A 25,270-nucleotide genomic window follows, 5' to 3' on the forward strand; every position below is an offset into this window, starting at 1 on the left:
GCGGAACCGCTCCGCGGCCCCCCGGTCACGCCCCGTACGCGGTTCGGGCGGGAGTGTCCCCATCCGGCCAGGTGTTCCCCGCCCGCATGTGGGCACCGCTTCCTAAGCTGGGGACCACGCCGCCCTCCGGGAGGCCCCCCACAACCCACGGAGACAGCATGCACCTGTCCGCACTGTTGGACTTCGACGCCGTCCCCCTGGACACCGACGACGCCGTGTCCGTCCTGCTCGACATCACCGCGCCCGCACGCGAGGAGGACGCCGAACGTCCGCCCGCGACCCTCCAGGTCGTGCTGGACCGCAGCGGCTCCATGGGCGGCGGCCGCCTGCACGGCGCGGTCCGGGCCCTGCTCTCGCTGGTGGACCGGCTGGCGCCCTCGGACAACTTCGGGCTCGTGTCCTTCAACCAGCAGGCCCGCGTCGAGGTGCCGAGCGGGCCGCTGACCGACAAGGCGGAGGTGCGCCGCCGGATCTCGGCCCTGCGCGCGTCGGGGGGCACCGACCTGTCCAGCGGGCTGCTGCGCGGCGTGCAGGAGGCCCGACGCGCCAGTGCCGACAGGGGCGCCACCCTGCTGGTGGTCTCCGACGGGCACGCCAACCAGGGCGTCACCGACCACGGCCTGCTCAGGCAGGTGGCGGGAGACGCCTACGCGCACGGGGTCACCACCACGACCCTGGGATACGGCCTGGGCTACGACGAGGAGCTGCTCGGCGCGGTGGCCGACGGCGGAGCGGGCAGCGCGCTGTTCGCCGAGGACCCCGACACCGCGGGCGGCCTCATCGCCCAGGAGGCCGAGTACCTGCTGGCCAAGACCGCCCAGGCCGTGTCGCTGCGGGTCCCGGTCGGCCCGCACCTGCGCGCGGTCAGCGTGGTGGGCGAGATGCCCTCCCACCAACTGGCCGACCGGTCGGTGGTGGTGGAGCTGGGCGACTTCCACTCCGGGGAGGGGCGCCGCCTCCTGCTGCGCCTGGAGGTGCCCGGCCTGTCCTCCCTGGGCACCGCCACCGTCACCACCCTCGAGGCCACCTACGTGGACCCGGCGACGCTGACCACCTACACCGCGGCCCTGCCCGTCTCGGTCAACGTGGTCCCGGGCGACGAGGCCGCCGGAAGGGTGCCCCGTCCGGAGGTGCGCACCGAGGAGGCCCTGCAACGGGCGCAGACCGCCAAACGCGAGGCCGGCGAGGCCCTGCGCAGGGGCGACCGCGGTACCGCCGCCGACAGGTTGGAACAGGCCCGCCGGGACCTGCTGGGGTCTTCGGCCCCCGCGTCGGCGCCCCCGCCCCCGGAGGTGGCCGAGCAGGTCGCCGAACTGGAACGGATGACGCGGATGGCACGGGACGACGACGCCGCGCGTACCTCCAAGACGCTGTACGCCAGCCAGTCGGTCTACTCGCGCAAGAGCGGCCGCCGACGGGAGCCCGAGGCCCCGCGGACCGGGGAACGGCGCACCGGCCGAGGCGACGCCCGGGGCGATGACCAGGACGGGGACCGGGGTGGCCGGGGCCGGAGGGGCCGGAGGGGTGTGATCCGGGGCGAGCAGACCGACAGGGGCCGCCCCACCCCCGACGAGGGGAACCCTCCCCTGTGGGAGTCCTGAACCGGAACGCCGTCCTCGCGGCCACGGCACGCGAACGCCCCGGGAGGCGCGGCCTCCCGGGGCGTCGGCACGGCGGGGAGGTCTTCCTCTCCGCCTTACCGCTACCTCTGGGACGCGGAGAGCGTTCCGCGCACCGCCTCCGGGAGCTTCTCCTCCAGGAAGCGGGCCATGTCCTCCTCCTGGTGCAGGATGGAGGTCAGCTTGAGCGCGATCTGCTCCTCGCCCAGCGCGCGGGCGGCCTCGATCAGCGCGCGGTACGAGGCGATCTCGAAGTGCTCGGCCGCGTAGTCGGAGATGGCGTTCTTGACCATCGTGTCGCTCGCGGGCTTGTTCGCCATGCCCTGTGCGGCGCCCATCATCTCGGACAGCGCGCTCTTGGCCTTGGAGACCTTGCCGCCCAGGGACTCGACGCATCCCTTGACCGTCTCCGCCTGGCTGCGCGTCTCGTCGATGTGACGGGTGATGCGCGCATGGACCTCGGGCTCTCCCTCGGCGTCCTTGGCGTGGCGCTCCAGGGTCTCTTCCAGCGACTTCTCCATCGAGTAGGCGTCGTTGAGCCAGGAAACCAACTGTTCACGTGCGTCCACTTGCGCCCCCTACGGTTGTGGGCTGACGTGTCCTCGGCCCCGCGACTACCCCGGCGGTCCGGCCGCAAACCCGTCAGGGCACCTGGTAGGAGGAGTCGCGCACGTCGGTGACGGCCATGTGGCCGGGGGCGTGGCCGATGGCGAACTCGGGCGCGGAGGCGGCCACGGCGGCCTGCGGAGTCACCCCGCACGCCCAGAAGACCGGGATCTCGCCGGGACGCACCTCCACCGGATCGCCGTAGTCGGGCCGGTCCAGGTCCTCGATGCCCAGCGCGGCGGGGTCGCCCACGTGTACCGGGGCGCCGTGGACCGCCGGGTAGCGCGAGGTGACGCGCACCGCGTCGGCCACCCGGTCGGCGGGGATCGGCCGCATGGACACCACCAGCGGACCGCGGAACCGGCCCGCCGGGCGGCACCGCCGGTTGGTGGTGTACATGGCGACGTTGCCGCCCGTCTCGATGTGGCGGACCGGCACGCCGGCCTCCAGCAGCGGCGCCTCGAACGTGAAGCTGCATCCGATGAGGAAGGCCACCAGGTCGTCCCGCCACAGGTCGGTGACGTCGGTGCGCTCCTCCACCAGCGCGCCGTCGCGGTAGACCCGGTAGGCGGGCAGGTCCGTGCGCAGGTCGCCGTCGAAGACCGAGGCGCTGGTCCCACCCGGCTCGGTGACGTCCAGGACCGGGCAGGGCTTGGGGTTGCGCTGGGCGAACAGCAGGAGGTCGAAGGCCGCCTCGCGGGGCAGGGCGATGAGGTTGGCCTGCGCGTATCCCGCGCTGTAGCCGGAGGTGGGGACCCGGAGCCCGTCGCGGAACAGCGCGCGGGCGCGGGCCGGGGAGAGGTCGGCCGGTGATGTCATCGTTTCCTGCCCTTCGTCCCGGGTGGGACCTGGTCGGGGTCGGCCGGGTAGCGGCCGGTGTCCGGTCGTGAACGGTCCGGGAGTCCCGTGCGGGGGGACTCCCGGGCGGCTCCACCGCCTCCGGCGGATCCGTCCGGGTCCTCAGAGGGTGAAGCGGACACGGGTGCCCGGACGCGCCTGGGCCGCCCCGGGCATGTCCGCAGAGCACACGACGGCCACCACCGGGTAGCCGCCGGTCACGGGGTGGTCGGCCAGGAACAGCACCGGTTCGCCGCCCGGCGGGACCTGGATCGATCCCGCGACCATGCCCTCGCTGGGCAGCTCGCCCGTGCGGGCGCGTTCCAGGCCGGGACCGGACAGGCGGGCGCCGACCCTGTCGCTGCGCGGGGTCACCTCGTACCCGCACGACAGCAGCGTGCCGACGGCCTCCTCGGTGAACCAGTCGTCGCGCGGCCCCAGGACGACCCGCAGGACCACCTCGGGTCCGCCGACGGGCGCGGTTGGGGCGTGGTCCACGTTCGGCAGCGCCGCGGGCACGGGTCCGACCGGGAGCAGCGTCCCGGGCACGGGGAGGCCGGGTCCCAGCCCGGCCAGGACGTCGGTGCTGCGCGAGCCCAGGACCGGCGGGACGTCCACCCCGCCGCGTACACCCAGGTAGGAGCGCAGCCCTCGGCCGGGCACGCCCATGGTCAGCTCCGCGCCGTCGGGCAGGTGCAGCACCGTGTTGGCGGCCGCACCGCGCCCGTCCACCCTCAGGGGCGCCTCGGCACCGGTGACGGCGACGGTCACCGGGCCGCGGGCGCGCACGCTCAGCCCGCCCAGGGTGGTCTCCAGGGCGGCGGCGTCCGGGGGGTTGGCGAGCAGCCGGTTGGCCAGGGCGTGGGAGCCGGCGTCGGCGGCGCCGGAGCGGCCCACGCCCAGGTCGGCGTGGCCGAACCGTCCCGTGTCCTGGACCGTGGTCATGGGCCCCGCGGCCAGGACCTCCAGGGCGCTGCGCCGGGCGCCGCCGCTCACGAGGTCCCCGCCTCGGTGAAGCGCACGCGGACACCGGGCCTGAGCAGGCCGGGCGGATCGCGGTCCAGGTCCCAGATCCCGGCGTCGGTACGGCCGAGCAGCTGCCAGCCCCCGGGCGAGCTGCGCGGGTACACGCCCGTGAACTCCCCGGCCAGCGCCACCGACCCGGCGGGAACGCGGGTGCGCGCCTCACCGCGCCGGGGCACGTGCAGGCGCGGGTCGTCGCCGACCATGTAGCCGAACCCGGGCGCGAAGCCGCAGAACGCGACGGTCCAGAGGGCGCCGGTGTGCGCCTCGACCACACCGCGCCTGGTCAGGCCGGTCAGCTCGGCGATGTCGTCCAGGTCCTCCCCGTCGTAGGACACCGGGATGGTGACCGTCTCGCCGGCGCCCCGTCCGGCCCCGGGATCCGGCCGCAGCCCGGAGACGGCCTCGGCGACCGCGTCCGGGTCGGTACCGGGCCCGACGCGCAGCAGCAGCGTGCGGGCGGCCGGGACGACGTCGGTGACGCCGGGGACGGGATCCGCCTCCAGGGCGGCACGCAGCGCGATCACCTCGGCCAGGTCGGCGACCTCCACGAGCACGCCGGTGTCGGCGCACCTCAGGAAACGCACGAGGACTCCTCCTTCCCGGCGGGGTTCACGCGTTCCGCCCCGTGAACGGTGCGACGGTGACGCCCTCGGCGCGCAGCCTCGCGGCCACGGCCCGGGCGATGTCCACGGCCCCGGGGCTGTCGCCGTGTACGCACAGGGAGTCGGCCTCGACGCGGATCCGGGTGCCGTCGACCGCCTCGACCGGCTCGCCGTGGGCGATGCGCAGGCAGCGTTGGGCGATCTCCTCCGGGTCGTGGAGCACGGCGCCGGGTTCGCGGCGCGACACCAGTACGCCCTCCGGGGTGTAGGCGCGGTCGGCGAACGCCTCGCGGTGGGTGGGCAGTCCGGCCTCCTCCGCCAGGCGCAGGAACCGGGACCCGGGCAGCCCGAGCACGGGCAGGCCGGGGTCGAAGGCCCTCACGGCCGCGACGACCGCGGCGGCCTGCTCCTCGTGGTGCACGATCGTGTTGTAGAGCGCGCCGTGCGGCTTGACGTAGCGGACGCGGTCCCCGGCCAGGCGGGTGAACGCGGACAGGGCGCCGATCTGGTAGAGGACCTCGTCGGTCAGCTCGGCGGGAGGTACGTCGACGAAGCGGCGGCCGAACCCGGCGAGGTCGCGGTAGCTCACGTGCGCTCCGACGGCCACCCCCCTGGCCGCGGCCTCGCTCGTGGTGCGGCGCAGCACGGACGGGTCACCGGCGTGGAATCCGCAGGCGACGTTGGCGCTGGTGACGATGGACAGCAGGGCCTGGTCGTCGCCGAGCTCCCAGCGGCCGAAGCTCTCGCCGAGGTCGGAGTTGAGGTCGATGCGCAACGTCGGTGCTCCTCGTTCTTCTTCTGGTCCCTCACGGGGTTCCTACCCCGCCCGGGCCGCGGACCGGTTCCTACTGCCAGAGGGCGACGATGCCGCTCAGGGAGCTGACCGCCATGTAGGCGGTGAGCGCCCAGGCGGCGACGCCGACGGCGATGAGCCAGCGCGGGTAGCGGTAGCCGCCCAGCAGGTCACCGGAGCGGCGGGCCGCGACCCACAGCATGATGCCGAGGCCGACCGGCAGGATCACGCCGTTCAGTGCGCCGGCCAGGATCAGCAGCGTGTTCGGGGCCTGTCCGGACAGCAGCAGGATCCCCAGCGAGACGCCGATGAACACGGTGACCAGGACGCCGCGGCGCTTCTCCAGCCACGGGTGGAAGCTCGTGACGAAGGAGACCGAGGTGTAGGAGGCGCCGATGACGGAGCTGACCGCCGCGGCCCACATGATCATGCCGAACAGGCGCATCCCGGCCTCGCCCGCGGCCTGGTGGAAGGCCTCCGCGGAGGGGTTGGGGGCCGCCAGGATGTCGGCTCCGCCGGCGACGACGCCGAGGATGGCCAGGAACAGGACCACGCGCATGACCCCGGTGACGACGATGCCGGTGACGGAGGTCTGCGTGATGGCCCGGAGGTTGCCGCGGCCGCCCTGGCCCGACTCGACGAGGCGGTGCACGCCCGCGTAGGTGATGTAGCCGCCGACCGTGCCGCCGATGATGGTGACCGTGGCGAGGAAGACGTCCGTGCCCATCCGCTCGGGCAGGACGGCCTGGCGCAGGGCGTCGCCGACCGGGGGCTGGGACACGAAGGCGACGTACACGGTCAGGCAGATCATGGCCAGGCCGAGCACGATCAGGACGCGGTCGAGGGCCACGCCCAGCTTCTTGACGCCGAGGATGACGACGGCGAGGAGCGCGGAGAGGACGGCGCCGAGTTCGGGGTCGAATCCGAGCATCGCGTTCAGCCCGAGGCCCGTGCCCGCGAGGTTGCCGACGTTGAAGACCAGGCCGCCGAAGACGATCAGGACGGCCAGCAGGTAGCCCGCGCCGGGGAGGACCTTGTTGGCCAGGTCCTGGGCGCGCATGTCGGCGATCCCGATGATCCGCCAGATGTTCAGCTGGACGGCGATGTCGACCAGGACCGAGACCAGGATGGCGAACGCGAAGGTCGCGCCGAGCTGGGCGGTGAAGGTGGTGGTCTGGGTGATGAAGCCGGGACCGATGGCGCTGGTCGCCATGAGGAACATCGCGCCGAGCAGGCTGCTGCTCAGCACGATCCGCCCGGGACGGGGGCGCACCTTCGGGGGTGCGGGGGGCGTGTCGCCCATGGAGCTCTCCAGGGGGTGCGGGACGGGGGCGGTGACGCGATGACTGACGGCCGCGCCATCGTTGGATTGTTGAACGATACTTCAATCCAACAAGCCGGGTAAAGAGTGGATCAGCAAAAATCCCAGGTCACCCGCGTAGCAGGGGATCCACCTGTTTCACCCGCCCCTGAGGCCCCTCCGGAGAGCTCTGCCACGATGACCCGATGGTCCGATGACCCGGCCTCTCCGGCGCCCCGCTCCCCCAGGAGTGCGGCGCGTCGGCGACAATGGAACGACCGACGCCAGCACCGAAGGAGAACCTGTGACGGCCACGGACACCCGCGCCGACCGGTCCACCGGCCGTACGCGCCTCCTCCCCCCGATGCCGACCCAGGCCGAACGGGTCGCGGAGCTGCTGCGCGAGTCCCTCATCGACGGGGTGTACCCGCCGGGGCGGCGGTTGTCGGAGGAGCGCCTGTGCGAGGAGCTCGGGGTCTCCCGCAACACCCTGCGCGAGGCGTTCCGGCTGCTGGTGCGCGAGCGGCTGCTGGTGCACCAGATGCACCGGGGCGTGTTCGTCGGCCTTCCGACCAGCGATGACGTCCGCGACCTGTTCAAGGCCCGCAGGACCCTGGAGCTCCCCGCGCTGCGCGATGCCACGGCCCCCGCCGAGGAGGCGGTGCGCCTGGTGGGCGCGGCCGTGGACGAGGGCGAGGCCGCGCGGGAGCGGGAGGACTGGTGGCGGATGGGTACCGCCAACATGCGCTTCCACCAGGCCGTCGCCGGGCTCTCGGAGAGCGCGCGGGTGAACGAGTTCATGAGCCAGGTGCTGGCCGAGACACGGTTGGTCTTCCACGTGATGGACGCGCCCCGGGAGTTCCACGCCCCGTACCTGGACTGGAACCGCCGGATCCACACGCTGCTGGCCTCGGGCGACCCGCGGGGCGCGGCGGAGGAGCTGGCGACCTACCTGGACACCTCCGAGGACCAGCTGGTCACCGCGTTCACCGCCATGGAGGAGCGGGCCTGACCGCGGCGGGCGCCGCCGGGCCCGCACGTTCTCCGCTCCGAAGCGGAGAACGCACGCCGGGGAGCGTCAGGACGGCGTGTCGCGCACGTCCTCGGACGCCTCGGACATCAGGCGGACCACGGGCGGCCGCGTACTCCGTCCCCGTCCACCGCGGCGGCACGGGAACTCCTGTTCTGCGACGGGTTCGCCGAGGGCTACGGTGTTCTGGGGCACGTTCCGGGCACCGCACCGCCCGTGTGTGCCCCTCTCCTTGTCATATCCTCGCTCTGCCCCGCCTCGGGGCGACCAGATGGGAACCATGTGAGCAGCGACGACCTCCCCCTGCGGGATATCCGTCTGATCGTGACCGGAGGGGGAACGGGCGGGCACACCTATCCCGCCCTCACCTCCGTCCGCGCGCTGCGGGACCGGCTGGAGGCGGCCGGCCACAGCCTCGACGTGCTGTGGGTGGGCACGGCGGACAGCCTGGAGTCCCGGGTCGCGGCGGCCGAGGGGATCGCCTTCGCGCCGGTCGCGACCGGCAAGATCCGCCGTTCGAAGAACCCGCTCAAGCTGGTCTCACCGGCCAACATCAGGGACATGGCCAACGTGCCGCTGGGGATCGCGCAGGCCCGGCGCCTGGTCGCCGGCTTCGCGCCCGACGCGGTGCTGGCCACCGGCGGCTACGTGGCGGTTCCCGTGGGCCTGGCCGCGAAGCTGTGCCGCCGTCCGCTCGTGGTGCACGAGCAGACGGTCCGCCTGGGGCTGGCCAACAAGGTCCTCGCCCGCGTGTCGGCCCGTGTCGCCGTGTCCTCCCCGTCCACGATCGAGCTGCTCCCGGGGTCCGCGCGTGCCCGCGCCTCGGTGACCGGCAACCCGGTGCGTCCGGAGGTGCTGTCCGGGCAGGCCGACCGCGCGGCCGAGGAGCTCGGCTTCAAGGGGCACGACCCCGCGCTCCCCACCGTCTACGTCACGGGCGGGGCGCAGGGCTCGGCACAGATCAACGACACGGTCCGCGCCGTCCTGCCGTGGCTGCTCGAGCGCGCCAACGTCGTCCACCAGTGCGGGGCGGCGAACCTGGAGGGGCTGCGCCACGGTGCGGCCGACCTTTCGCCCGACCTCGCCGAGCGGTACCACCTGACGGACTTCGTCGGCCCGGAACTGCCCGACGTGCTGGCGCTGGCCGACGTGGTGGTCTCCCGCAGCGGGGCCGGGACGATCGCGGAGCTGACCGCGCTGGGCAAGGCCGCCGTGCTGGTCCCGCTCGCCTCCTCCGCGGGCGACGAGCAGCGGCACAACGCCCGCCACCTCCAGGAGTCGGGTGCCGCGGTGGCCCTGTTGGACGAGGTCACGGCGGAGGGGCTCCGCAAGGCGGTGGAGCCCCTGCTGGACGACCCGCAGCGGCGCGCGCGGATCGCGGGGCGGGCCCGCGAGCACGGACGCCCCGACGCCGCCGAGCGCCTGGTCGACGTGGTGCTGTCGGCCGCCCGGGGCTAGAGGACACCCGCACACCGGCGGGAGCGGCCCGTCCCCGGGGCGGGCCGCCCCCGCGGCCTTTCGCCGAGAGGTCCTCCGCCCCCGGAACCCGGGCGCGGAAAGCCCGGTGGCCGGGGTCCCGGAGTGCCATCATGAGGACACGATGGAACTGAACGGACACCCCGTCGGCACCGGGGAACTCGCGGGCCTCGCCCTGTACGGCTACGGCCACTTCACCACCATGCTCGTCGACGACCTGCGCGTACGCGGGATCGACCTCCACATGGAACGCCTGAGCCGCGACTGCCGCGCCCTCTTCGGCACCGACCTGGACCTCTCCCGGGTCCGTGAACTCGCCCGCCGCTCCGCCCGCGCGCACCCCTCCCCCTCGGTGGTGCGCGTGACCGTGTTCGACCCCCACATGGACCTGGGCCGCCCCTCCGCCCGCCAGCTCCCGCACATCCTGGTCACCACCCGTCCCGCCCCCGGCACCGCGCCGCCGCCCGTACGCCTGGGCACCCGGCGGTTCGCCCGCGACACCCCGCGGGTCAAGAGCACCGGACTGTTCGGGGCGGTCCACCAGCGGCGCGCCGCCCAACTGGAAGGCCACGACGACGCCCTGTTCACGGGTGTGGACGGCCGGGTCTCGGAGGGCCCCACCTGGAACATCGGCTTCCTGGACGGCGGCGGCATCGTCTGGCCGCAGGCCCCCTGCCTCCCGGGAGTGACGACACAGCTCGTCGAGCGGGTGGCCGGGGAGCTGGGCGTCCCGGTGAGCACCCGGCCGGTCGCCGCGGCCGCGAGCACCCGCACGGCCGGCGCCTTCGTCACCAACGCCACCACCGGGGTACGGCCGGTGGCCGCCATCGACGGCGTCCACCTGCCGCAGTCGGCGCTGGTCCGCAAGCTCGCCGCCGCCTACTCCGCGCTCCCCGGCGAACCGCTGTAGCCCGCGGACTCCCCCGCCGTCCGCGCCCTGCCCGGCCACCACACGCGCGGCCCGGCGTCCAGCGACAGCGCGGGCACCAGCACCGTCCGCACGAGCAGGGCGTCCACGAGCACCCCGAACGCCACCAGGAACGCCAACTGGAGCAGGAACAGCAGCGGGATCACCGCCAGCGCCGCGAAGGTCGCGGCCAGGACCACACCGGCGGAGGTGATCACCCCTCCGGTGACGGTCAGCGCGCGCAGCACGCCCTCCCGGTGGCCGTGCTCCAGGACCTCCTCCCGGGCCCGGGACACCAGGAAGATGCTGTAGTCGATCCCCAGCGCCACCAGGAACACGAACGCGAACAGCGGCACCACCGGATCCGCGCCGGGCAGGCCGAGCAGGTGGTCGAAGACCAGGGTCCCCACACCCAGCACGGCCGCGAAGGACAGCACGTTGACCGCCATCAGCAGCAGCGGCGCCACCAGCGAGCGCAGCAGCGGAACGAGCACGACGAAGACCACGGCGAGCACGAGCGGAACCACGACCGCGAAGTCGCGCCGAGCCGTCTCCAGGGTGTCCAGGTCGGTGGCGCTCACCCCTCCGACCAGGGCGTCGGCGCCCTCCACCGCACGCAGTCCCTCACGCAGGTCCCGCACCGCGTCCACCGCCTCGGCCGACTCGGGACCGACCGTGAGGACGGCCTCGACCAGCACGCGGCCGTCCTCCTCCAGGGGCGGCGGGTCGGCTCCGGGCGGGCCGGGTTCGGTGACCGGCGCGGCCCGCTCCACCCGCGGCAGCCGCTCCGCGGCCCGGACGACCTCGTCCACGCGGTCGGCGTCGGCGACCACGAGGGCGGGGGCGGCGCCGGTGTCGGAACCGAAGCCCCGTTCCAGCACCTCCTGGGCCTCCACCGCCTCCACCTCGGTGCGAAAGACCTCGGCCTGGCCGGTTCCTCCCGCGTCGAACTGGGGCGCGAACACCGCCGCGGCCGCCAGGACCGCCGTGGTGAGGATCCAGTACGTCCGGGGCCTGCGGGCGACGGCCGTGGCCAGGCGGCCCCAGAACCGGTGGCGGGCGACGACCTCCCCGAAGCTGCCCTCCCCTCCGGACCCCCCGTGCGGCGCCACGGGCCAGAACGCCGCGCATCCGCACAGCATGAGCACCGCGGGCAGGAAGGTCATCGCCGAGAGCAGTGCCGCGACGACGCCGACGGCCACGACGGGCCCGAGGCTGCGGGTGGAGGCCAGGTCGGCGGCGAGCAGGCAGAGCAGGCCGAGGACGACGGTGCCGCCGGAGGCCAGGACCGGACCGGTCACCCCCCGCACGGCGGCCAGGACGGCCTCGGGGACCCGTTCCCGGACGGCCAGCTCCTCCCGGTAGCGGGCCACGAGCAGCAGGGCGTAGTCGGTGCAGGCGCCCACGACCAGGATGAACAGGATGCCCTGGCTCTGGCCGTTGAGGCTGACCAGCCCGGTGTCGGCGGCCAGGTAGACCAGCGCGCCGGACAGGCCGAGGGCGAGCAGGCAGGCGAGGACGACCAGCACCGGCAGCAGCGGTGAGCGGTAGACGGCCACGAGGATGACCAGGACCGCCACGACGGCGACGGCCAACAGGGTGGAGTCGATTCCGCCGAAGGCCGCGGCGAGGTCGGCCGCGTATCCGGCGGGTCCGGTGACCTGGGCCCGGAGCCCGGGGACGGGGTCCTCGTCCAGCAGCGCGCGCAGCTCGGTGACCGCGTCGCCCGTGTCGGCGGCCGCGTCGACCGGGACGACGAACTGGGCGACGGAGGGGTCCTCGGTACCGGGGAAGGGCCCGGCGACGCCGCCGGAGACCCAGGGCTCCCCGGCGACGTCCTCGGCGACCGCCGCGATGTCGGCCAGCTCCTCCTCGGAGACCTCCCCGCCGCCGTCCTCCCGGGAGTAGACGACGACCGCCGGCACGGAGCCCTCACGGTCGAACTCCTCGGCGATCCCGGCGACCTCGGTGGACTCGGCGCCCACGGGCAGGAACGCGCCGGGGTCGTTGGTCTGCACCTCGCCGAGCCTGCCCAGGAACATGCCCAGGGGCCCGGCTCCCACCAGCCACACCAGGGCGACCAGCAGTGCCGCCCCGATCCACCGGCGCCGCCGCCGGTCCGGTCGGCCGTCGTCCTCGCGCACGTTCGGTCCCTCTCCCGTCGAGTCCGACTCGGATAGTGAGTATCTCGTTTTGCGAGCATTTGCTGGACGCGACCCTACCCCGTCCGCCCACCGGACGGGGCCGAGGGACCGGGTGTCAGCGGCGCTCGGCGTCCTCCCGCTCGGCCGTCGCGACGATGTTGTCGGCCATGGAACCGAACACGGCCCCGTGGAAGGGCGTCACGGCCTTCCAGTACAGGTGTCCCGCCAGGCCGCGCGGGTGGAAGAGCGCGCGCTGGTGGTAGACCGTGCGCCCGCGCACACGGCTCACGCCCAGCTCCAGCCAGGCCGGGCCCGGCAGCCGCATCTCCGCCCGCAGGCGCAGCAGCACGCCCGGGACGACCTCCTCCACCCTCCAGAAGTCCAGGGAGTCGCCCACCCGCAGCCGCGAGGGATCGCGCCGTCCGCGGCGCGGACCGACCCCGCCCACGGCCAGGTCGATCCACCCGCGCGCCGCCCAGGCCAGGGGCCACGAGTACCAGCCGTTCTCACCGCCGATCCCCTCGACCACCCTCCACACCGCCTCGGGGCCGGCGTCCACGTAGCGGGCCCGGACGTCGGTGTAGAGGCTGCCGCCCGCCCAGTCGGGGTCGGTCGGCAGCGGATCGGACGGGGCGCTCGGCCAGGCCGCCGAGGACCACCAGGTGGCCACGCGGGACTCGGCGGTACTGCGCAGGGCCAGCTCCACCGCGTGGTCGAAGCCGAGCCTGTCGTGGTCCCCCAGCAGCGCGGACAGGTCGTCCTCACCGACCACGGCGTCGTGGCGCAGCGACTCCACGAGGGGTCGGGCGATCGCCGGCGGAACCGGCGTCACCAGTCCCACCCACAGGCTGGACAGCCCCGGTGTGAGCACCGGGACGGGGATGATCGTCCTCCTGGGGATCCCCGCCACGCGCGCGAAGCGCCGGACCATCTCCGCGTAGGTGAGCACCTCCGGGCCGCCGATGTCGAAGGTCCGGTTCACTCCCTCGGGCAGCCCGGCCGCCCCGACCAGCAGCCGCAGCACGTCGCGCACGGCGATCGGCTGCACGCGGCTGCGCACCCACCGGGGCGTGGTCATCACCGGCAGGCGCTCGGTGAGGTGGCGCAGCATCTCGAAGGAGGCCGACCCGGAACCGAGGATCACCGCGGCGCGCAGCACGGCGGTGGGCACACCCGACTCCAGCAGGATCCGGCCGACCTCCTCGCGCGAGGCCATGTGCGGCGACAGGCCGACCCCCTCCGGTGCGAGTCCGCCCAGGTAGACCAGGCGGGACGTCCCGGCCGCCTCCGCCGCGCGCGCGACGTTGCGCGCCGCCTCGGCGTCGGTGTGCCCGAAGTCTCGCCCGCCGGACATCGAGTGCACGAGGTAGTAGGCGGTGTCCACGTCCCGGAGCGCCTCGTCGAGGCCCTCACCGCTGACGACGTCGCCCCGGACCACCTCCACGCGGTCACGCCAGGGCTGGTCGCGCAGCTTGTCCGGGGTGCGGGCCAGGCAGCGGACCCGGTACCCGGCGTCGAGCAGTTCCGGGACCAGGCGCCCGCCGATGTAGCCGGTGGCCCCGGTGACCAGGGTGGACGGCCCCGCCGTCATCCCGCCGCCCCGGCCACGCCGGTACGGCGGCGGCCGTCCGCGCCCCCGACGTCCGCGCCCCTGGCGTCCGTGTCCGTGTCCGTGTCCATGGTGCCTCCCCCTTCGGTGCCCTCTCGGAAAGGGTCGGCCACCGGGGCGCGCATCACAAGCCGAACCGCCTGGTCAGCGGCCTCGTGTCCGTGTCCGGCTCACCCGCTCCCGGGGAGCCCGCCTGGTGCGCAGGGAGTACCACGCCTGGTCCAGGCTGGTCAGCGACATGGCCGCCACCGGGGTCGTGAACCCCATGGCCAGTTCCCGGCGCAGGCGCGACCCCCCGTCCAGGAAGGCCAGCACGTCCCCGAAGCGGTTGGCCGCGAACAGCCCGGCGAAGAACTCCGCGCCCCGGACCCGGCCGGTGTCCAGGGCCCGCAGCATGACCGCGTCCATGGCCAGGTGGCGGCGCCGGTGCGGCACCGGCGGTACCGGGACGCGCCCCTCCGCCAGCGCCCGCGCCACGGCCGCCGTCTGGCGCCGCACCCCGCTGAACGTGTACCCGGTCGAGGGCCGGGTGGCTCCTCCCGCCGTGCCCAGCCGGAACACGCGCCGCCCCGCACGGGGCCGGAAGCGTGCGTCGGTCATCGGGATGACCCCCTGCTCGGCGGCCGTCACCTCCACGTCCGCCAGCCCCAGCAGTCCGCAGTAGTCCCTGAGCGCGCGCTCGTACTCGGCGGTGGTGAGCGCCTCGCGGCCGAACTCGGTGTACTCCACCAGCGCCTCGCGCGGCGACAGCGGCAGCACGTAGCCGAAGGCCACTCCGTTCGGCGGCTGGGGAGGGCGCAGGTCCATCAGCACGGCCGCGTCGGGGTCGAAGGCGTCGGAAGGAGTGCGCACGAACCACCCCCGGAAGTGCTGGAGCAGGTGGGTCCGCCCCCGCGGAGCGGGCCGGGGCGGCCGCGAGTCGAACACCCACGCGGCGGTCAGGGCCGACTCCGCGCCGCCGGACTCCCGGCCCCGGACCACGGCGTGGTCCGCGCCGTCACGGACCTCGGTGACCAGCAGCGGAACCTGGTCCACGTGCTCGCCCGCCGAGGCGCGCACGTACGCGTCCACGTCGGCCGACCTCAGCATCTTGTACACGTAGGGCGAGGCCGGGGAGGAGTGCTCGGCCCCGTCGGCCGCCACCACCGACAGGTGCTCCCAGCGGGCGGCCAGCAGGCCGTCCCACGGCCCGCCGTCGGGCTCCCAGAAGCACCACGTGCGCGGCGGAGGCGTGTGCGGGCCCGGCGGCGGCTCCACCAGGGCGACGCGCAACGGCCGGCCACGTCGGTCGTTGACCCCGCGGAGCTGGTGGGTGAGGCTGAGCCCAGCGGCTCCCCCGCCGATGATCGCCACGTCGTAGTCGGCCATGTTCCCAGCATGCACCGGGAGGCCGTTCGTGCCCGCAGTGAACACCCGTCCCGGGAGAGTCCGTGAACACCACGACGCACGCGATGAAGGACGGCGCGGTCACCGACGAGTTCGACCACGCCGCCGGGGCCTACGACCGGCTCGTGGCCGCCAACCCCGGTTACCACGCCCACCTGCGGATCTCCGCGAGGCGGCTGGGGCTGCCCGGTGACGGATCGGGGCTGCGCCTGCTCGACCTCGGATGCGGCACCGGCGCCTCCACCGCCGCCCTGCTGCACGCGTTTCCCCGGGCCCGGATCACGGGCGTGGACGCCTCGGACGGCATGCTGGAGGCCGCCCGCGCCAAGCCCTGGCCCGCCTCGGTCTCCTTCCACCGGGCCCGGGCGGAGGAACTCACCCCCGAGTGGGCGGCCGAGCACCTGGACGGACCCGTGGACGCGGTGTTCGGCGCCTACCTGATCCGCAACTGCCCCGATCCCGACGCCCTGCTGTCGGCCGTGCGCGCCCTGCTGCGGCCCGGCGGGCGGATCGTCCTGCACGAGTACTCCGTGGCCGACTCCGTGTCGGCCCGGATGGTGTGGTCGGCGGTGTGCTGGGGCGTGGTGATCCCCGCGGGAAGGGTGCTGACCGGCCGCGCCGACCTGTTCCGGTACCTGTGGCGCAGCGTCCTGGAGTTCGACGGCCGGACCGCGCTGCTGGAGCGGATGCGCCGCGCGGGATTCGCGTCGGTGGCCGGCGCTCCGCTGCCGGGCTGGCAGTACGGGGTCACGCACACCTTCGTCGGCCGGCGCCCGCTCGACACCCGCGGGGGCCCCGCCGATGTCCGCTGACGGCGCCGCCCGGCCCCCGGACGTGCGCGATCCCCTGGCCGAGGCCGTCCCGCCCGCGCCGCCCACCGGACCGCGCACGGCGGCCGTGCCCCACGTGGCCGTGGTCGGCGGCGGTGTCGCCGGACTGGCCGCGGCCTGCGCGCTGGCCGAGCGGGACGTGGACGTGACGGTGTTCGAACGCGAGCCCTCGCTCGGGGGCCGCCTGCGCGGCTGGGCCACGACGCTCTCCGACGGCTCGCCCGCGACCATGACCCGGGGCTTCCACGCGTTCTTCCGCCAGTACTACAACCTGCGCGCCCTGCTGCGCCGCGCGGATCCGGGGCTGGACTGCCTGGTCCCGCTCTCCGACTACCCGCTGGTGCACCGGGACGGCCCGCGCGACCGCTTCTCGGGGCTGCCCCCGACGCCGCCGTGGAACGCCGCCGTCCTGGCGGCGACCAGCCCGAGCTTCCCGCCGCGCGACCTGGCCCGGGTCAACGTGCCCGCGGCGCTGCAACTGCTCGACGTGGACGTGCCCGGCGTGTACGAGCGCCTGGACCACATGAGCGCCCGGGACCTGCTGGAGGCGGTGCGCTTCCCGCCCACGGCCCGGCACCTGGCGTTCGAGGTGTTCACGCGCAGCTTCTTCGCCGACCCGGGGCGGTTGTCGGCGGCCGAGCTGGCGGTGATGTTCCACGTCTACTTCCTCGGCTCGTCGGAGGGGCTGGTGTTCGACGTGCCGCGCTCACCGTTCCCGCAGGCGCTGTGGGACCCCCTGGAACGCCACCTCGCCAAGCTCGGAGTGCGCTTTCGCACGTCCTCCCCGGTCGAGGCGGTCCACCCGGGCCGGGAGCACCGGTTCTCGGTGCGCGGCCGGACGCCCGAGGGCGGACCCTTCGACACCGGGGCCGACGCCGTGGTGCTCGCCGCCACCCCGGCCGGGACGCGCGACCTGGTGGCGGCCTCGCCGGGACTGGGCGGGCCACTCCCCGACGGGCGGGGGCCCGGCGTCCGGGAGTGGCGCGACCGGATGGCCCGTGTGGAGACGGCTCCCCCGTTCCTGGTGTCACGCTACTGGCTGGACCGGCCCGTGCGCCCGCACCGGCCCGCCTTCCTGGGCACGGCGGGCTATCCGACGCTGGACAACATCAGTGTGCTGGAGCGCTACGAGGACGAGGCCCGCGCGTGGGCGCGGCGCACCGGCGGCTCCGTGGTGGAACTGCACGCCTACGCGCTGGAGGAGGGGTGCGACCCCGGGTTCGAGCGGCGCGGGTTGTGGGAGCAGGCGCGGGCCGTCTACCCGGAACTCGCGCGGGCCCGTGCGGTGGACTCCCGGCACGAGACGCGCGCGGACTGCCCGCTGTTCGCCCCCGGAAGCCACCGCGACCGCTGCGGGGCGACCACCCCCGACCCGTTCGTGGTGGTGGCGGGCGACCACGTGCGCACGGACCTGCCCGTGGCGCTCATGGAACGCGCGGCCACCAGCGGCCTGCTCGCCGCCAACGCGCTGCTGTCGCGCTGGGGAAGGCCGGGGCACACCCTGTGGACCGTGCCCCGGCGGGGCAGGTCGGCCCCGCTGCGGGCGCTCGCCCGGCGGGCCCGGCGCACGCGTTGGGGCGCACAGCGGTGATCTTGCTCCCGGTGGCACTGTCGGCGGTCGGGAGTGCCGCTGGGAGCAAGATCATCCGGTGAGCACAGGCGGAGGACGCGTCAGCCGGGCCAGCGGCCGGTACTCCGCAGCAGGTACCGGCGCTCGGCGTAGGCCAGGTCGTCCTTCCACAGGCGCCGGGCGGTCATCCGCATGGCGGGGCGCACCACCGCCCCCGCCACCTTCCTGGCGATCGCGAACCCGGTCCGCTCCGAGCTCGCCACCGTGGCCTCGATGACCGCCGTGCGCGCGACCCCGCGCCCGTCCACGCCCAGCGGGGTGGCGTGCGTCTCCACCACGCTGCCCAGCCCCTCGCCCTCGATGATGCGCATGACCACGGTGCGCGGTTCGGGGCAGTGGAACTCCGCGCGTACCGGCACTCCCCACCGGCCCGCCACCCGGAACCCCACGTCCACCACCATCCGGTCCGGGTCCGGATCGGCTCCCCGGGGCACCTCGGCCACCTTCAGCCCCACGAACGAGTAGGGGTGGAACCACGAGCCGTGCCAGGGGTCCAGCCGGTTGGCCACCACGTCCTCGGGCTCGCACCGCCCGGCCATGCTCTCCACCGCGGCCAGGCTCGCCCCGGGGTCGGGACGCTCGGGCACCACCGGAGCCTCCAGGGGGTCCTCACCGCCCGCGTGGTCCAGGCGCACCCACACCAGCACGCCGTCGTCGTGGACCGGGTAGGGGTCCCACCCGGGGAACCCGTCCCCGTCCAGCGACAGCCCGTGCCACCGGCACACCAGGCGTCCGGAGTCCACCCCTCCCCGGCACAGCGGGGCGCCCAGGTGGGGGCAGGCGCCCGGCCCCGCGTGCACGGTTCCGTCCGGGGTGCGCCAGGCCACCAGCTCGGTCCCCGCCACGACGCGTCCGAACGGCCGGTCCGCGCGCACCTCGGTGCTCGCGGCCAGCACGAACCAGTTCCCGGAGGGCCGGGCGAGGGCGCGTTTGAGCGCCGCCCCGATGACGGCGGGCGAGCCCTCCCTCCAGGTGGGCTCCTGGGCCCCCCACGTGGTGGCGGGCATGCGGCGCAGGGGGAACCGTCGCGGCCGGGGATCGGGCAGTGTCACAGGACTCCTCCAGATACGTCGGGCCGGGGCCGGGGGCCGGATCCGTCCGAAGCGGCACGAAGCAGGGCGGGGCCGGTCCCGGCGGCCGGTTCGTCCGCCCGGACCGGCCGGGCCGCGGGGCCGCCTCCTCAGCCGGTGCGCGGGCGCGGCACCCGGCCCCGCAGCGACCGGGCGACCAGCGAGCGTGCGAGGGCGGGCACGGCCGCGGCCGCCTTGCGGGTGTCCGAGACGCGGTGCCGGACACTCCACACGTCGTAGTCGGCCGCGCGCACCTCGTCCAGGATCGCGCGGTAGAGCCGGAAGGCGGTGGCGACACACGGGCGCGCCACCGGCGAGAGCATGGCGATGCCCGGTTCGGCCCGCCGGTAGAAGCCCTGGTTGGCCTCCACCAGGTCGGCCAGGGCGCCGCGCACGCGGGGATGGGACTCCCGCGCCCGCGCGCACCGCTCCAGCAGCTCCCGGTCCACGCCGTGCGCCGCCAGCACGTCCCGGGGCAGGTAGACGCGGCCGCGCCGCAGGTCCTCGGCCACGTCCCGCAGGAAGTTGGTGAGCTGGAAGGCCTCGCCCAGCGCGGCGGCGTGCGGGGCCGCCTCCTCGCGCGGGACCACCGTCCCCAGGACCGGCAGGACCTGTAGGCCGATCACCGCCGCGGAGCCGTACATGTACTCGCGCAGGTGCTCCAGGTCGCGGTAGCCGGTGACGGCCAGGTCCATGCGCATGGAGGCCATGAACGCGGTGAAGTAGGCGTGCGGCAGCCCGTACCGGTCCACCGTGTGCGCCAGGGCGCTGAGCACGGGCGCGTTCTCCGGGTCCCGCGCGCGCTCCCCGCCCAGGACCCGGGCGAGGTCGGCGCCGATACCGTCCAGGCGCGCGGCCTGCTCGTCAGCAGCGGTGCCGGGCGGCGGCTCGTCGACGATGTCGTCCACCCAGCGGGCGAACCCGTACAGCGCGTGCACCCCGGGCCGGTGCTCGGGCGGCAGCACCCGCGTGGCCGTGTAGTACGTGCGCCCGTGGTGGGCGTGCAGCGTCCGGCACCTGAGGTAGGCCTCCCGCAGCGGCCGGCCGGTGATCCCGGCGGCGTCCAGTTCCGCGGTTCCCGCGCTCATCGGCGCCCTCCCGTCCGTTGGACCACCTTGGCGGCGGCGAGCTTGCCCGAGATCAGCACGGTCGGCAGGCCGACCCCCGGCGTGGTCCCGCATCCGGCCAGGACGGCGTTGGAGGTCCCGGGGACGGTGTTGCGGGGGCGGAAGGGACCGGTCTGCGCGAAGGTGTGCGCCAGCGAGAACGGCGTGCCGTGGGTGAGCCCCTGCCGCGCCCAGTCCGCCGGGGTGACCAGGTGCTCGGTGCGCACGGAGGCGTCCAGCCCGTCCAGGCCCCGCTGTTCCAGCACCTCGACCAGGTGGTCCCGGTAGCGGGGCCCCTCCCGGTCCCAGTCGATGCCGCCAGCGGCCAGGTTGGGCGCCGGGGCGAGCACGTACAGCAGGTGGCGGCCCTCGGGCGCGAGTGCCGGGTCGGTGTGGCTGGGCTGGGTGACCAGCAGTGAGGGGTCGCTCATGGTGCGGCCCCGGCGGATGATCTCGTCGAAGGTGCGCTTCCAGGCTCCGCCGAAGGAGATGGTGTGGTGGCCCAGCCGCTCCCAGGTGCGGTCGGTGCCCAGGTGCAGGACGACCGCCGAGGGCGAGTAGCGCGTGGCCACCGGGCGCCGGGGCGTGTGGCCGAGCAGCCGGTGGGCGGCGGACAGGTCGGTGGTGAGCACCACCTGGTCGCAGGCCAGCCGCTCCCCCTCACCGGTGACGACGGCGGTGACCCGCGTACCGGCGCGTTCGAGCCGTGCGACCGCGTCCCCGTAGCGCACGGTCCCCCCGGCCTTGACGACCGCGCCCGCCAGGGCCTCGCCCAGCGCGCGCATCCCGCCCTTGGGAAAGTGGACCCCGGCGACGGTGTCCATGTAGGCGATGACGGCGTAGGCGGCCAGGGCGCTCTCGGGGGCCACCCCCGCGTACAGCGACTGGAAGGAGAAGATACGGCGCAGCCGCTCGTCGCGCACGTGGCGGCCCACCGCCGGGGCCAGCCTGCCGAAGCCCCCCATCGCGGCGAGCCGGAGGAGGTCGGGGCGGACCAGGTCCAGCGGCGAGTCGAACTGGGCGTCGATGAAGGAGCGCATCTCCACCCGGTACAGCCGGGTGAGCCAGTCGCGCAGCTTCAGGTAGCCGTCGGCCTCGCGCCGTCCGGCCACACGGGCGACCTCGGCGGCCATCGCCTCGCGCTCGGTGTACACGTCGATCGAGGAGCCGTCGGCGAAGGAGGCCCGGTAGGCGGGGCTCAGCGGCACCAGGTCGAGGCGGTCGGCCACGGTCTCGCCGACCGCGCCCAGGGCCTCGTCGAGGAGTTCGGGCATGGTGAGCACGGTGGGGCCGGTGTCGATCTGGAAGCCGTCCAGGTCGAGCCGCCCCGCACGCCCGCCCGGGTACGGCTCGCGCTCGACCACGGTGACCTCCCGCCCCGCGCCCAGCAGGTGCAGTGCGCAGGCCAGTCCGGACAGTCCGGCGCCCACGACCACCACGGGACCGCGTCCGCGCGGCCCCGGCCGCGCCCCGGGCGGGGCCGTTCGCGGCCCGGGCGTCCCGGAGCCCGGTTTCTCCGGGCCGGGCCTTCCGGGATCAGGTCTCTCGGGGCCGGGTGCGGGGTCGGGCACGGCGGTACTCCTCTCCGGTCGGGCGGACACCTCTCCCACTCCGTGTCACGTACGACCCGTCATGGGGAGTCCTGTGCGGTCGAGGCGGCCAGGGCGCGCAGTCCCTCCAGCACGGGTCCGGGCGCGTCGAGCCCCTCCAGCCGGGCCCCGCCCCGCGCGGCGAGCTCCCGGCGCCTGCGCCGGACCAGGTCGCGGGCTCCGACGCGGTCCAGGGCGTCGGCCACCTCGACAGGGTCCGCGTCCGCGCCGGGGGCGCCGACCAGGTCGAGCAGCCGCAGAGCGGCGGTGTCCCCGCGCTCCCGCGCCAGGCGGATACCGGCGACGAGCAGCAGGGTGCACTTGCCCTCGCGGATGTCCTCGCCCACCGGTTTTCCGGTCCGGTCGCTGTCCCCGTAGACGCCGAGGAGGTCGTCGCGCAGCTGGAAGGCCGTACCGACGTCCCTGCCGTAGTCGCGCAGCGCCTCCACGGTCTCCGGGCCCGCCCCGGCCATCGCCGCGCCCAGGTGCAGGGGCCGCTCGACGCTGTAGGAGGCCGTCTTGAGCAGGTCCACGCGCAGGGCCGCCTCCTCCGAGCGTTCCCGGCGCGCCTGGGCGCGCACGTCGAGGAACTGTCCGGCCATGATCTCCGTGCGCAGCTCCCGCCACACGGCCCTGCCCCGCGCGGGCTCGGGGACGCCCGGCAGCGCCTCGCCCAGCATGTCGTCGGCCCACACCAGGGCGAGGTCCCCCACGAGCACGGCCAGCGCCTCGCCGTAGCGGCGGGGCTCTCCGGCGAACCCCTCACGCAGGTGCTCGCCGACGTGGTCGGCGTGCACCGAGGGGCGGCCCCGGCGGGTCGGGGAGCCGTCCATCACGTCGTCGTGGACGAGCGCGCAGGTCTGGATGAGCTCCAACGCGGCGCAGGCCTGGAGGGCGGAGCGCGCCGCGTCCCCGTGGGACGTGCCCCCGCCCGCGATCCATCCCCACCACGCCAGTCGGGACCGCATCCTCTTGCCCCCGCCCAGGGTGAAGCGGACGGTCGTTCCGGCCAGGTCCCTGCCGAACTCGCCGTCGACGCGCTCGGCGTCACCGAGCCTGCGTTCGAGGTAGTGCCGCAGCGCACCGTCCAGGGCGGCGCGGTCGTCCCCGACCGCACCGCTCCCGTGGCCGGCGTACTCGTGGCCGGTGTGCTCGTGGGTGTTCAGGATGGGATTGACGGCGTCCTCCCCGGGACGGTCCCGGACTTCACGCCCGGAAGGCTCGGATTCCATTTCCATGAACCTTGGTAGGCGCACCACTGCCCTCCTCGCTGGGGACGAATCCCTCCCCCGTGCCGAAGATGTGCCCCGTCTCGGAAGGGGCTCCGCGAGCCGCGACGCTTAGACTTCCAGGGACGACCGGAGGCACCGGTCGCGCGAGTGCGAGAGGGGAACCATGGACACCGCGTCGACCGCACCCTCTCCATCCGGTTCCGAGGGGCCCCGTCCGGCGGAGCCCGAGGCCAGGTCGCGCGCCGAACTCTACGACGCCCTGCGGTCCGACGGGCAGCGACTCGCCGTACGGCTCATCCGTTTGCTGCACCGGATGGCCGAGCACACGGGGATGAACCCGACCGACTTCCAGTGCTACACACTGCTGCGCGTGAACGGTTCCCTGACACCCGGGGAGATCGCCGACAGCCTGTGCCTGTCCACCGGTTCGGTGACCGGGGTGATCGACCGGCTGGAGGCGCACGGCCTGGTCGAGCGCGCCCGCCACCCCGAGGACCGGCGCAAGGTGGCCGTCCGGCTGACGGGGGACGCCGAGCGCGTGGGCGGTGCCGGAGCGCTGGGGGTGGGCGAGGCGATGACCGCCGCGCACGCCGGCTACTCGGTGGAGGAACTGGCCACGATCGCGGACTGGCTGGACAGGATCGGCGGCACCCTCGACCGGCTGGCCGCTGAACCGGGTCGATAGGGGCCATGGACCCGAAAAGCATGCTTCGCCCCTCATAGGGCGACACTCCGCTGTTGCGCGGTTGCTTCATGACATGGCGCCCAGCCCCTACCATCCCACGAGACATGTCCATGGGCCGAAAGCGCAACGGCCCGTCGTCCCCCGCGCAGGGGATGTTCGACCCTCCGGGGCTGGGAAGGAGTCACCATCTCACCCCTACGCGAGTACATCCGAGAACACACCAACCCCACGGTCTTCGCGGTCTCCGGAATCGTGATCCTCGCCTTCGTCGTCGCGGGGATCGTCGCCACCGAGCCGCTGCTGAACGCGGCCACCACCGCCCGTGACTGGATCGGGATGAAGCTGGGCTGGCTCTACGTCCTGTCCACCACCTTCTTCCTCCTGGTGGCGCTCTTCCTCATGCTCAGCCGGTTCGGGAAGATCCGCCTGGGACCGCCCGACTCCCGACCCGAGTTCGGGACGCTGGCCTGGTTCGCCATGCTCTTCACCACCGGCATGGGGATCGGCCTGGTCTTCTGGGGTGTGTCGGAGCCCATCCACCACCTGACCTCTCCGCGCTCGGCCGAGTTCGTCCCCCCGGAGGGGGAACCGCCCCCGCCCGAGGCCGCGACCGAGGCCCTGTCACTGAGCTACTTCCACTGGAGCTTCCACCCCTGGGCCATCTACATCGCGCTCGGGCTGGCCCTGGGCTACTTCGCCTTCCGCAAGGGACTCCCCCTGCGGCCCGCCTCCGCACTCCACCCGCTCCTGGGCGACCGCGTCTTCGGCTGGCCCGGGCACATCGTGGACATCCTCGCGATCTTCGGCACGATCTTCGGCCTGGCCACCTCACTGGGTCTGGGCACCCTTCAGATCAACGGCGGGCTCAACCACGTCTTCGGCGTCCCGATCAACTCCCTCGTGCAGTCGATCATCATCATCGTGATCACCTCGATCGCGCTCCTCAGCGTGCTCGCGGGTATCGACAAGGGCATCCGACGGCTGTCGATGATCAACCTGTGGCTGGCGTTCCTGCTGTTGGTGGCCGTCTTCGTCCTGGGGCCCAAGCTCTGGAACGTCAGCATCATGATCACGGCCGCGGGCGACTACCTGAGCAGCATCGTCCAGTGGAGCCTGGCCTTCCCCAGCCCGCGCATCGACCAGCAGGCCGCCGACTGGACCACCGCGTGGCCCATCTTCTACTGGGGCTGGTGGATCTCCTGGGCCCCGTTCGTCGGCATCTTCCTGGCACGGGTCTCCTACGGCCGCACCATCCGCGAGTTCATCCTCGGCGCGCTGTTCGCCCCGGTCGCCGTGTCCATCCTGTGGTTCGGGGTGTTCGGCGGTTCCGGCCTGTTCTACGAACTGTTCCGGGACGGCGGCCTGAGCGCGCTGAGCGAGGAGCAGCGCGCCTTCCGCATGATCGAACTGCTGCCCGTGGGACCGATCGTCGGCGGAGTCATCTCCGTCCTGCTCATCATCGTGGTGGCGGTCTTCTTCGTCACCTCCTCCGACTCCGGCTCCCTGGTGGTGGACACGCTCGCCAGCGGCGGGAGCATCCACCCGGTCAAGCTCCAGCGCGCCTTCTGGGCCGTCAGCGAGGGGGCGGTCACCCTGGTCCTGCTGGTACTGGGCGGGGAGAACGCGCTGGCGGCGCTACAGGCGGCCTCCGTGGTCACCGGCCTGCCCTTCGCGATCATCCTGCTGCTCATGGTCTGGGGCCTGGGCAAGGCGCTGTCGAGCGAACCCAGGCCGGGGGGTCCCAAGGAACAGCGCGCCGAGGACCACGTCCACCCGGCCGGTCCCCGGTGAGC

21 protein-coding genes are annotated in these 25,270 nt (G+C 74.3%); 8 read left to right on the plus strand and 13 right to left on the minus strand.

The window, feature by feature from the left end; genetic code table 11:
- Positions 1-158: 158 nt before the first annotated feature.
- Positions 159-1,601, plus strand: coding sequence for a vWA domain-containing protein (locus NOSIN_RS16315; protein ID WP_077691568.1), 1,443 nt, complete (start codon positions 159-161; stop codon positions 1,599-1,601).
- Between the two features lie 101 nt (positions 1,602-1,702).
- Here NOSIN_RS16315 and NOSIN_RS16320 read toward each other — a convergent pair whose 3' ends face one another.
- The 6 genes from NOSIN_RS16320 to NOSIN_RS16345 all read right to left on the minus strand — a co-directional run bounded on the left by NOSIN_RS16320 (position 1,703) and on the right by NOSIN_RS16345 (position 6,786).
- Complete coding sequence (locus NOSIN_RS16320) at positions 1,703-2,188, minus strand: YciE/YciF ferroxidase family protein (protein WP_077691569.1); 486 nt, start codon at positions 2,186-2,188, stop codon at positions 1,703-1,705.
- 73 nt (positions 2,189-2,261) lie between these two features.
- Positions 2,262-3,044 (minus strand): putative hydro-lyase, encoded by a 783-nt coding sequence (locus NOSIN_RS16325; RefSeq protein WP_077691570.1) that lies wholly within the window; start codon positions 3,042-3,044, stop codon positions 2,262-2,264.
- Between the two features lie 141 nt (positions 3,045-3,185).
- Positions 3,186-4,058, minus strand: coding sequence for a 5-oxoprolinase subunit C family protein (locus NOSIN_RS16330; protein ID WP_269087593.1), 873 nt, complete (start codon positions 4,056-4,058; stop codon positions 3,186-3,188).
- Positions 4,055-4,672, minus strand: a complete 618-nt coding sequence (locus NOSIN_RS16335; protein ID WP_077691571.1) for a 5-oxoprolinase subunit B family protein — start codon at positions 4,670-4,672, stop codon at positions 4,055-4,057. The genes NOSIN_RS16330 and NOSIN_RS16335 overlap by 4 nt, the downstream gene beginning before the upstream one ends.
- A 25-nt stretch (positions 4,673-4,697) precedes the next feature.
- On the minus strand, positions 4,698-5,465 hold the full coding sequence (locus NOSIN_RS16340) for a LamB/YcsF family protein (RefSeq protein WP_077691572.1): 768 nt from the start codon (positions 5,463-5,465) through the stop codon (positions 4,698-4,700).
- A gap of 70 nt (positions 5,466-5,535) precedes the next feature.
- Positions 5,536-6,786, minus strand: coding sequence for an NRAMP family divalent metal transporter (locus tag NOSIN_RS16345; protein ID WP_077691573.1), 1,251 nt, complete (start codon positions 6,784-6,786; stop codon positions 5,536-5,538).
- A 301-nt stretch (positions 6,787-7,087) separates the two neighbouring features.
- Between NOSIN_RS16345 and NOSIN_RS16350 the strand changes: the two genes are divergently transcribed.
- The 3 genes from NOSIN_RS16350 to NOSIN_RS16360 all read left to right on the plus strand — a co-directional run bounded on the left by NOSIN_RS16350 (position 7,088) and on the right by NOSIN_RS16360 (position 10,199).
- Positions 7,088-7,795 carry a GntR family transcriptional regulator gene (locus tag NOSIN_RS16350; protein WP_077691574.1) on the plus strand — a complete coding sequence of 236 codons (708 nt, stop codon included), beginning with the start codon at positions 7,088-7,090 and terminating at the stop codon, positions 7,793-7,795.
- Between the two features lie 300 nt (positions 7,796-8,095).
- The gene (locus NOSIN_RS16355) at positions 8,096-9,271 is read left to right on the plus strand and encodes a UDP-N-acetylglucosamine--N-acetylmuramyl-(pentapeptide) pyrophosphoryl-undecaprenol N-acetylglucosamine transferase (protein WP_077691575.1); all 1,176 of its coding nucleotides are present in this window, start codon (positions 8,096-8,098) and stop codon (positions 9,269-9,271) included.
- Between the two features lie 142 nt (positions 9,272-9,413).
- Positions 9,414-10,199, plus strand: a complete 786-nt coding sequence (locus NOSIN_RS16360) for an aminotransferase class IV family protein (protein WP_077691576.1) — start codon at positions 9,414-9,416, stop codon at positions 10,197-10,199.
- On the opposite strand, the gene NOSIN_RS16365 is transcribed toward NOSIN_RS16360, so the two are convergent.
- From NOSIN_RS16365 to NOSIN_RS16375, 3 genes are all read right to left on the minus strand, one after another.
- Complete coding sequence (locus NOSIN_RS16365) at positions 10,169-12,340, minus strand: MMPL family transporter (RefSeq protein WP_077691577.1); 2,172 nt, start codon at positions 12,338-12,340, stop codon at positions 10,169-10,171. The genes NOSIN_RS16360 and NOSIN_RS16365 overlap by 31 nt on opposite strands.
- A 115-nt stretch (positions 12,341-12,455) precedes the next feature.
- Positions 12,456-13,931 carry an SDR family oxidoreductase gene (locus tag NOSIN_RS16370; protein WP_077691578.1) on the minus strand — a complete coding sequence of 492 codons (1,476 nt, stop codon included), beginning with the start codon at positions 13,929-13,931 and terminating at the stop codon, positions 12,456-12,458.
- Between the two features lie 162 nt (positions 13,932-14,093).
- Positions 14,094-15,317 carry a lycopene cyclase family protein gene (locus NOSIN_RS16375; RefSeq protein ID WP_077691579.1) on the minus strand — a complete coding sequence of 408 codons (1,224 nt, stop codon included), beginning with the start codon at positions 15,315-15,317 and terminating at the stop codon, positions 14,094-14,096.
- Positions 15,318-15,400: 83 nt separating this feature from the next.
- Between NOSIN_RS16375 and NOSIN_RS16380 the strand changes: the two genes are divergently transcribed.
- Both NOSIN_RS16380 and NOSIN_RS16385 read left to right on the plus strand, forming a co-directional pair.
- Positions 15,401-16,147 (plus strand): class I SAM-dependent methyltransferase, encoded by a 747-nt coding sequence (locus NOSIN_RS16380; RefSeq protein WP_171986670.1) that lies wholly within the window; start codon positions 15,401-15,403, stop codon positions 16,145-16,147.
- The gene (locus NOSIN_RS16385; RefSeq protein WP_077691581.1) at positions 16,137-17,756 is read left to right on the plus strand and encodes an FAD-dependent oxidoreductase; all 1,620 of its coding nucleotides are present in this window, start codon (positions 16,137-16,139) and stop codon (positions 17,754-17,756) included. Before NOSIN_RS16380 ends, NOSIN_RS16385 begins: the two co-directional genes overlap by 11 nt.
- An 80-nt stretch (positions 17,757-17,836) precedes the next feature.
- Here NOSIN_RS16385 and NOSIN_RS16390 read toward each other — a convergent pair whose 3' ends face one another.
- The 4 genes from NOSIN_RS16390 to NOSIN_RS16405 all read right to left on the minus strand — a co-directional run bounded on the left by NOSIN_RS16390 (position 17,837) and on the right by NOSIN_RS16405 (position 22,792).
- Positions 17,837-18,847, minus strand: coding sequence for a DUF5914 domain-containing protein (locus NOSIN_RS16390; protein ID WP_077691582.1), 1,011 nt, complete (start codon positions 18,845-18,847; stop codon positions 17,837-17,839).
- 128 nt (positions 18,848-18,975) lie between these two features.
- Positions 18,976-19,953 carry a phytoene/squalene synthase family protein gene (locus NOSIN_RS16395; RefSeq protein ID WP_077691583.1) on the minus strand — a complete coding sequence of 326 codons (978 nt, stop codon included), beginning with the start codon at positions 19,951-19,953 and terminating at the stop codon, positions 18,976-18,978.
- The gene (gene crtI, locus NOSIN_RS16400; RefSeq protein WP_077691584.1) at positions 19,950-21,410 is read right to left on the minus strand and encodes a phytoene desaturase family protein; all 1,461 of its coding nucleotides are present in this window, start codon (positions 21,408-21,410) and stop codon (positions 19,950-19,952) included. The genes NOSIN_RS16395 and crtI overlap by 4 nt, the downstream gene beginning before the upstream one ends.
- A gap of 191 nt (positions 21,411-21,601) precedes the next feature.
- Positions 21,602-22,792, minus strand: a complete 1,191-nt coding sequence (locus NOSIN_RS16405; RefSeq protein ID WP_077691585.1) for a polyprenyl synthetase family protein — start codon at positions 22,790-22,792, stop codon at positions 21,602-21,604.
- 163 nt (positions 22,793-22,955) lie between these two features.
- On the opposite strand from NOSIN_RS16405, the gene NOSIN_RS16410 reads away from it, so the two are divergent.
- Positions 22,956-23,477, plus strand: coding sequence for a MarR family winged helix-turn-helix transcriptional regulator (locus NOSIN_RS16410; protein ID WP_077691586.1), 522 nt, complete (start codon positions 22,956-22,958; stop codon positions 23,475-23,477).
- A 252-nt stretch (positions 23,478-23,729) separates the two neighbouring features.
- Positions 23,730-25,268 carry a BCCT family transporter gene (locus tag NOSIN_RS16415; protein ID WP_236743384.1) on the plus strand — a complete coding sequence of 513 codons (1,539 nt, stop codon included), beginning with the start codon at positions 23,730-23,732 and terminating at the stop codon, positions 25,266-25,268.
- Positions 25,269-25,270 lie beyond the last annotated feature (2 nt).

It is taken from the genome of Nocardiopsis sinuspersici, assembly GCF_001998325.1.
GTDB lineage: Bacteria > Actinomycetota > Actinomycetes > Streptosporangiales > Streptosporangiaceae > Nocardiopsis > Nocardiopsis sinuspersici.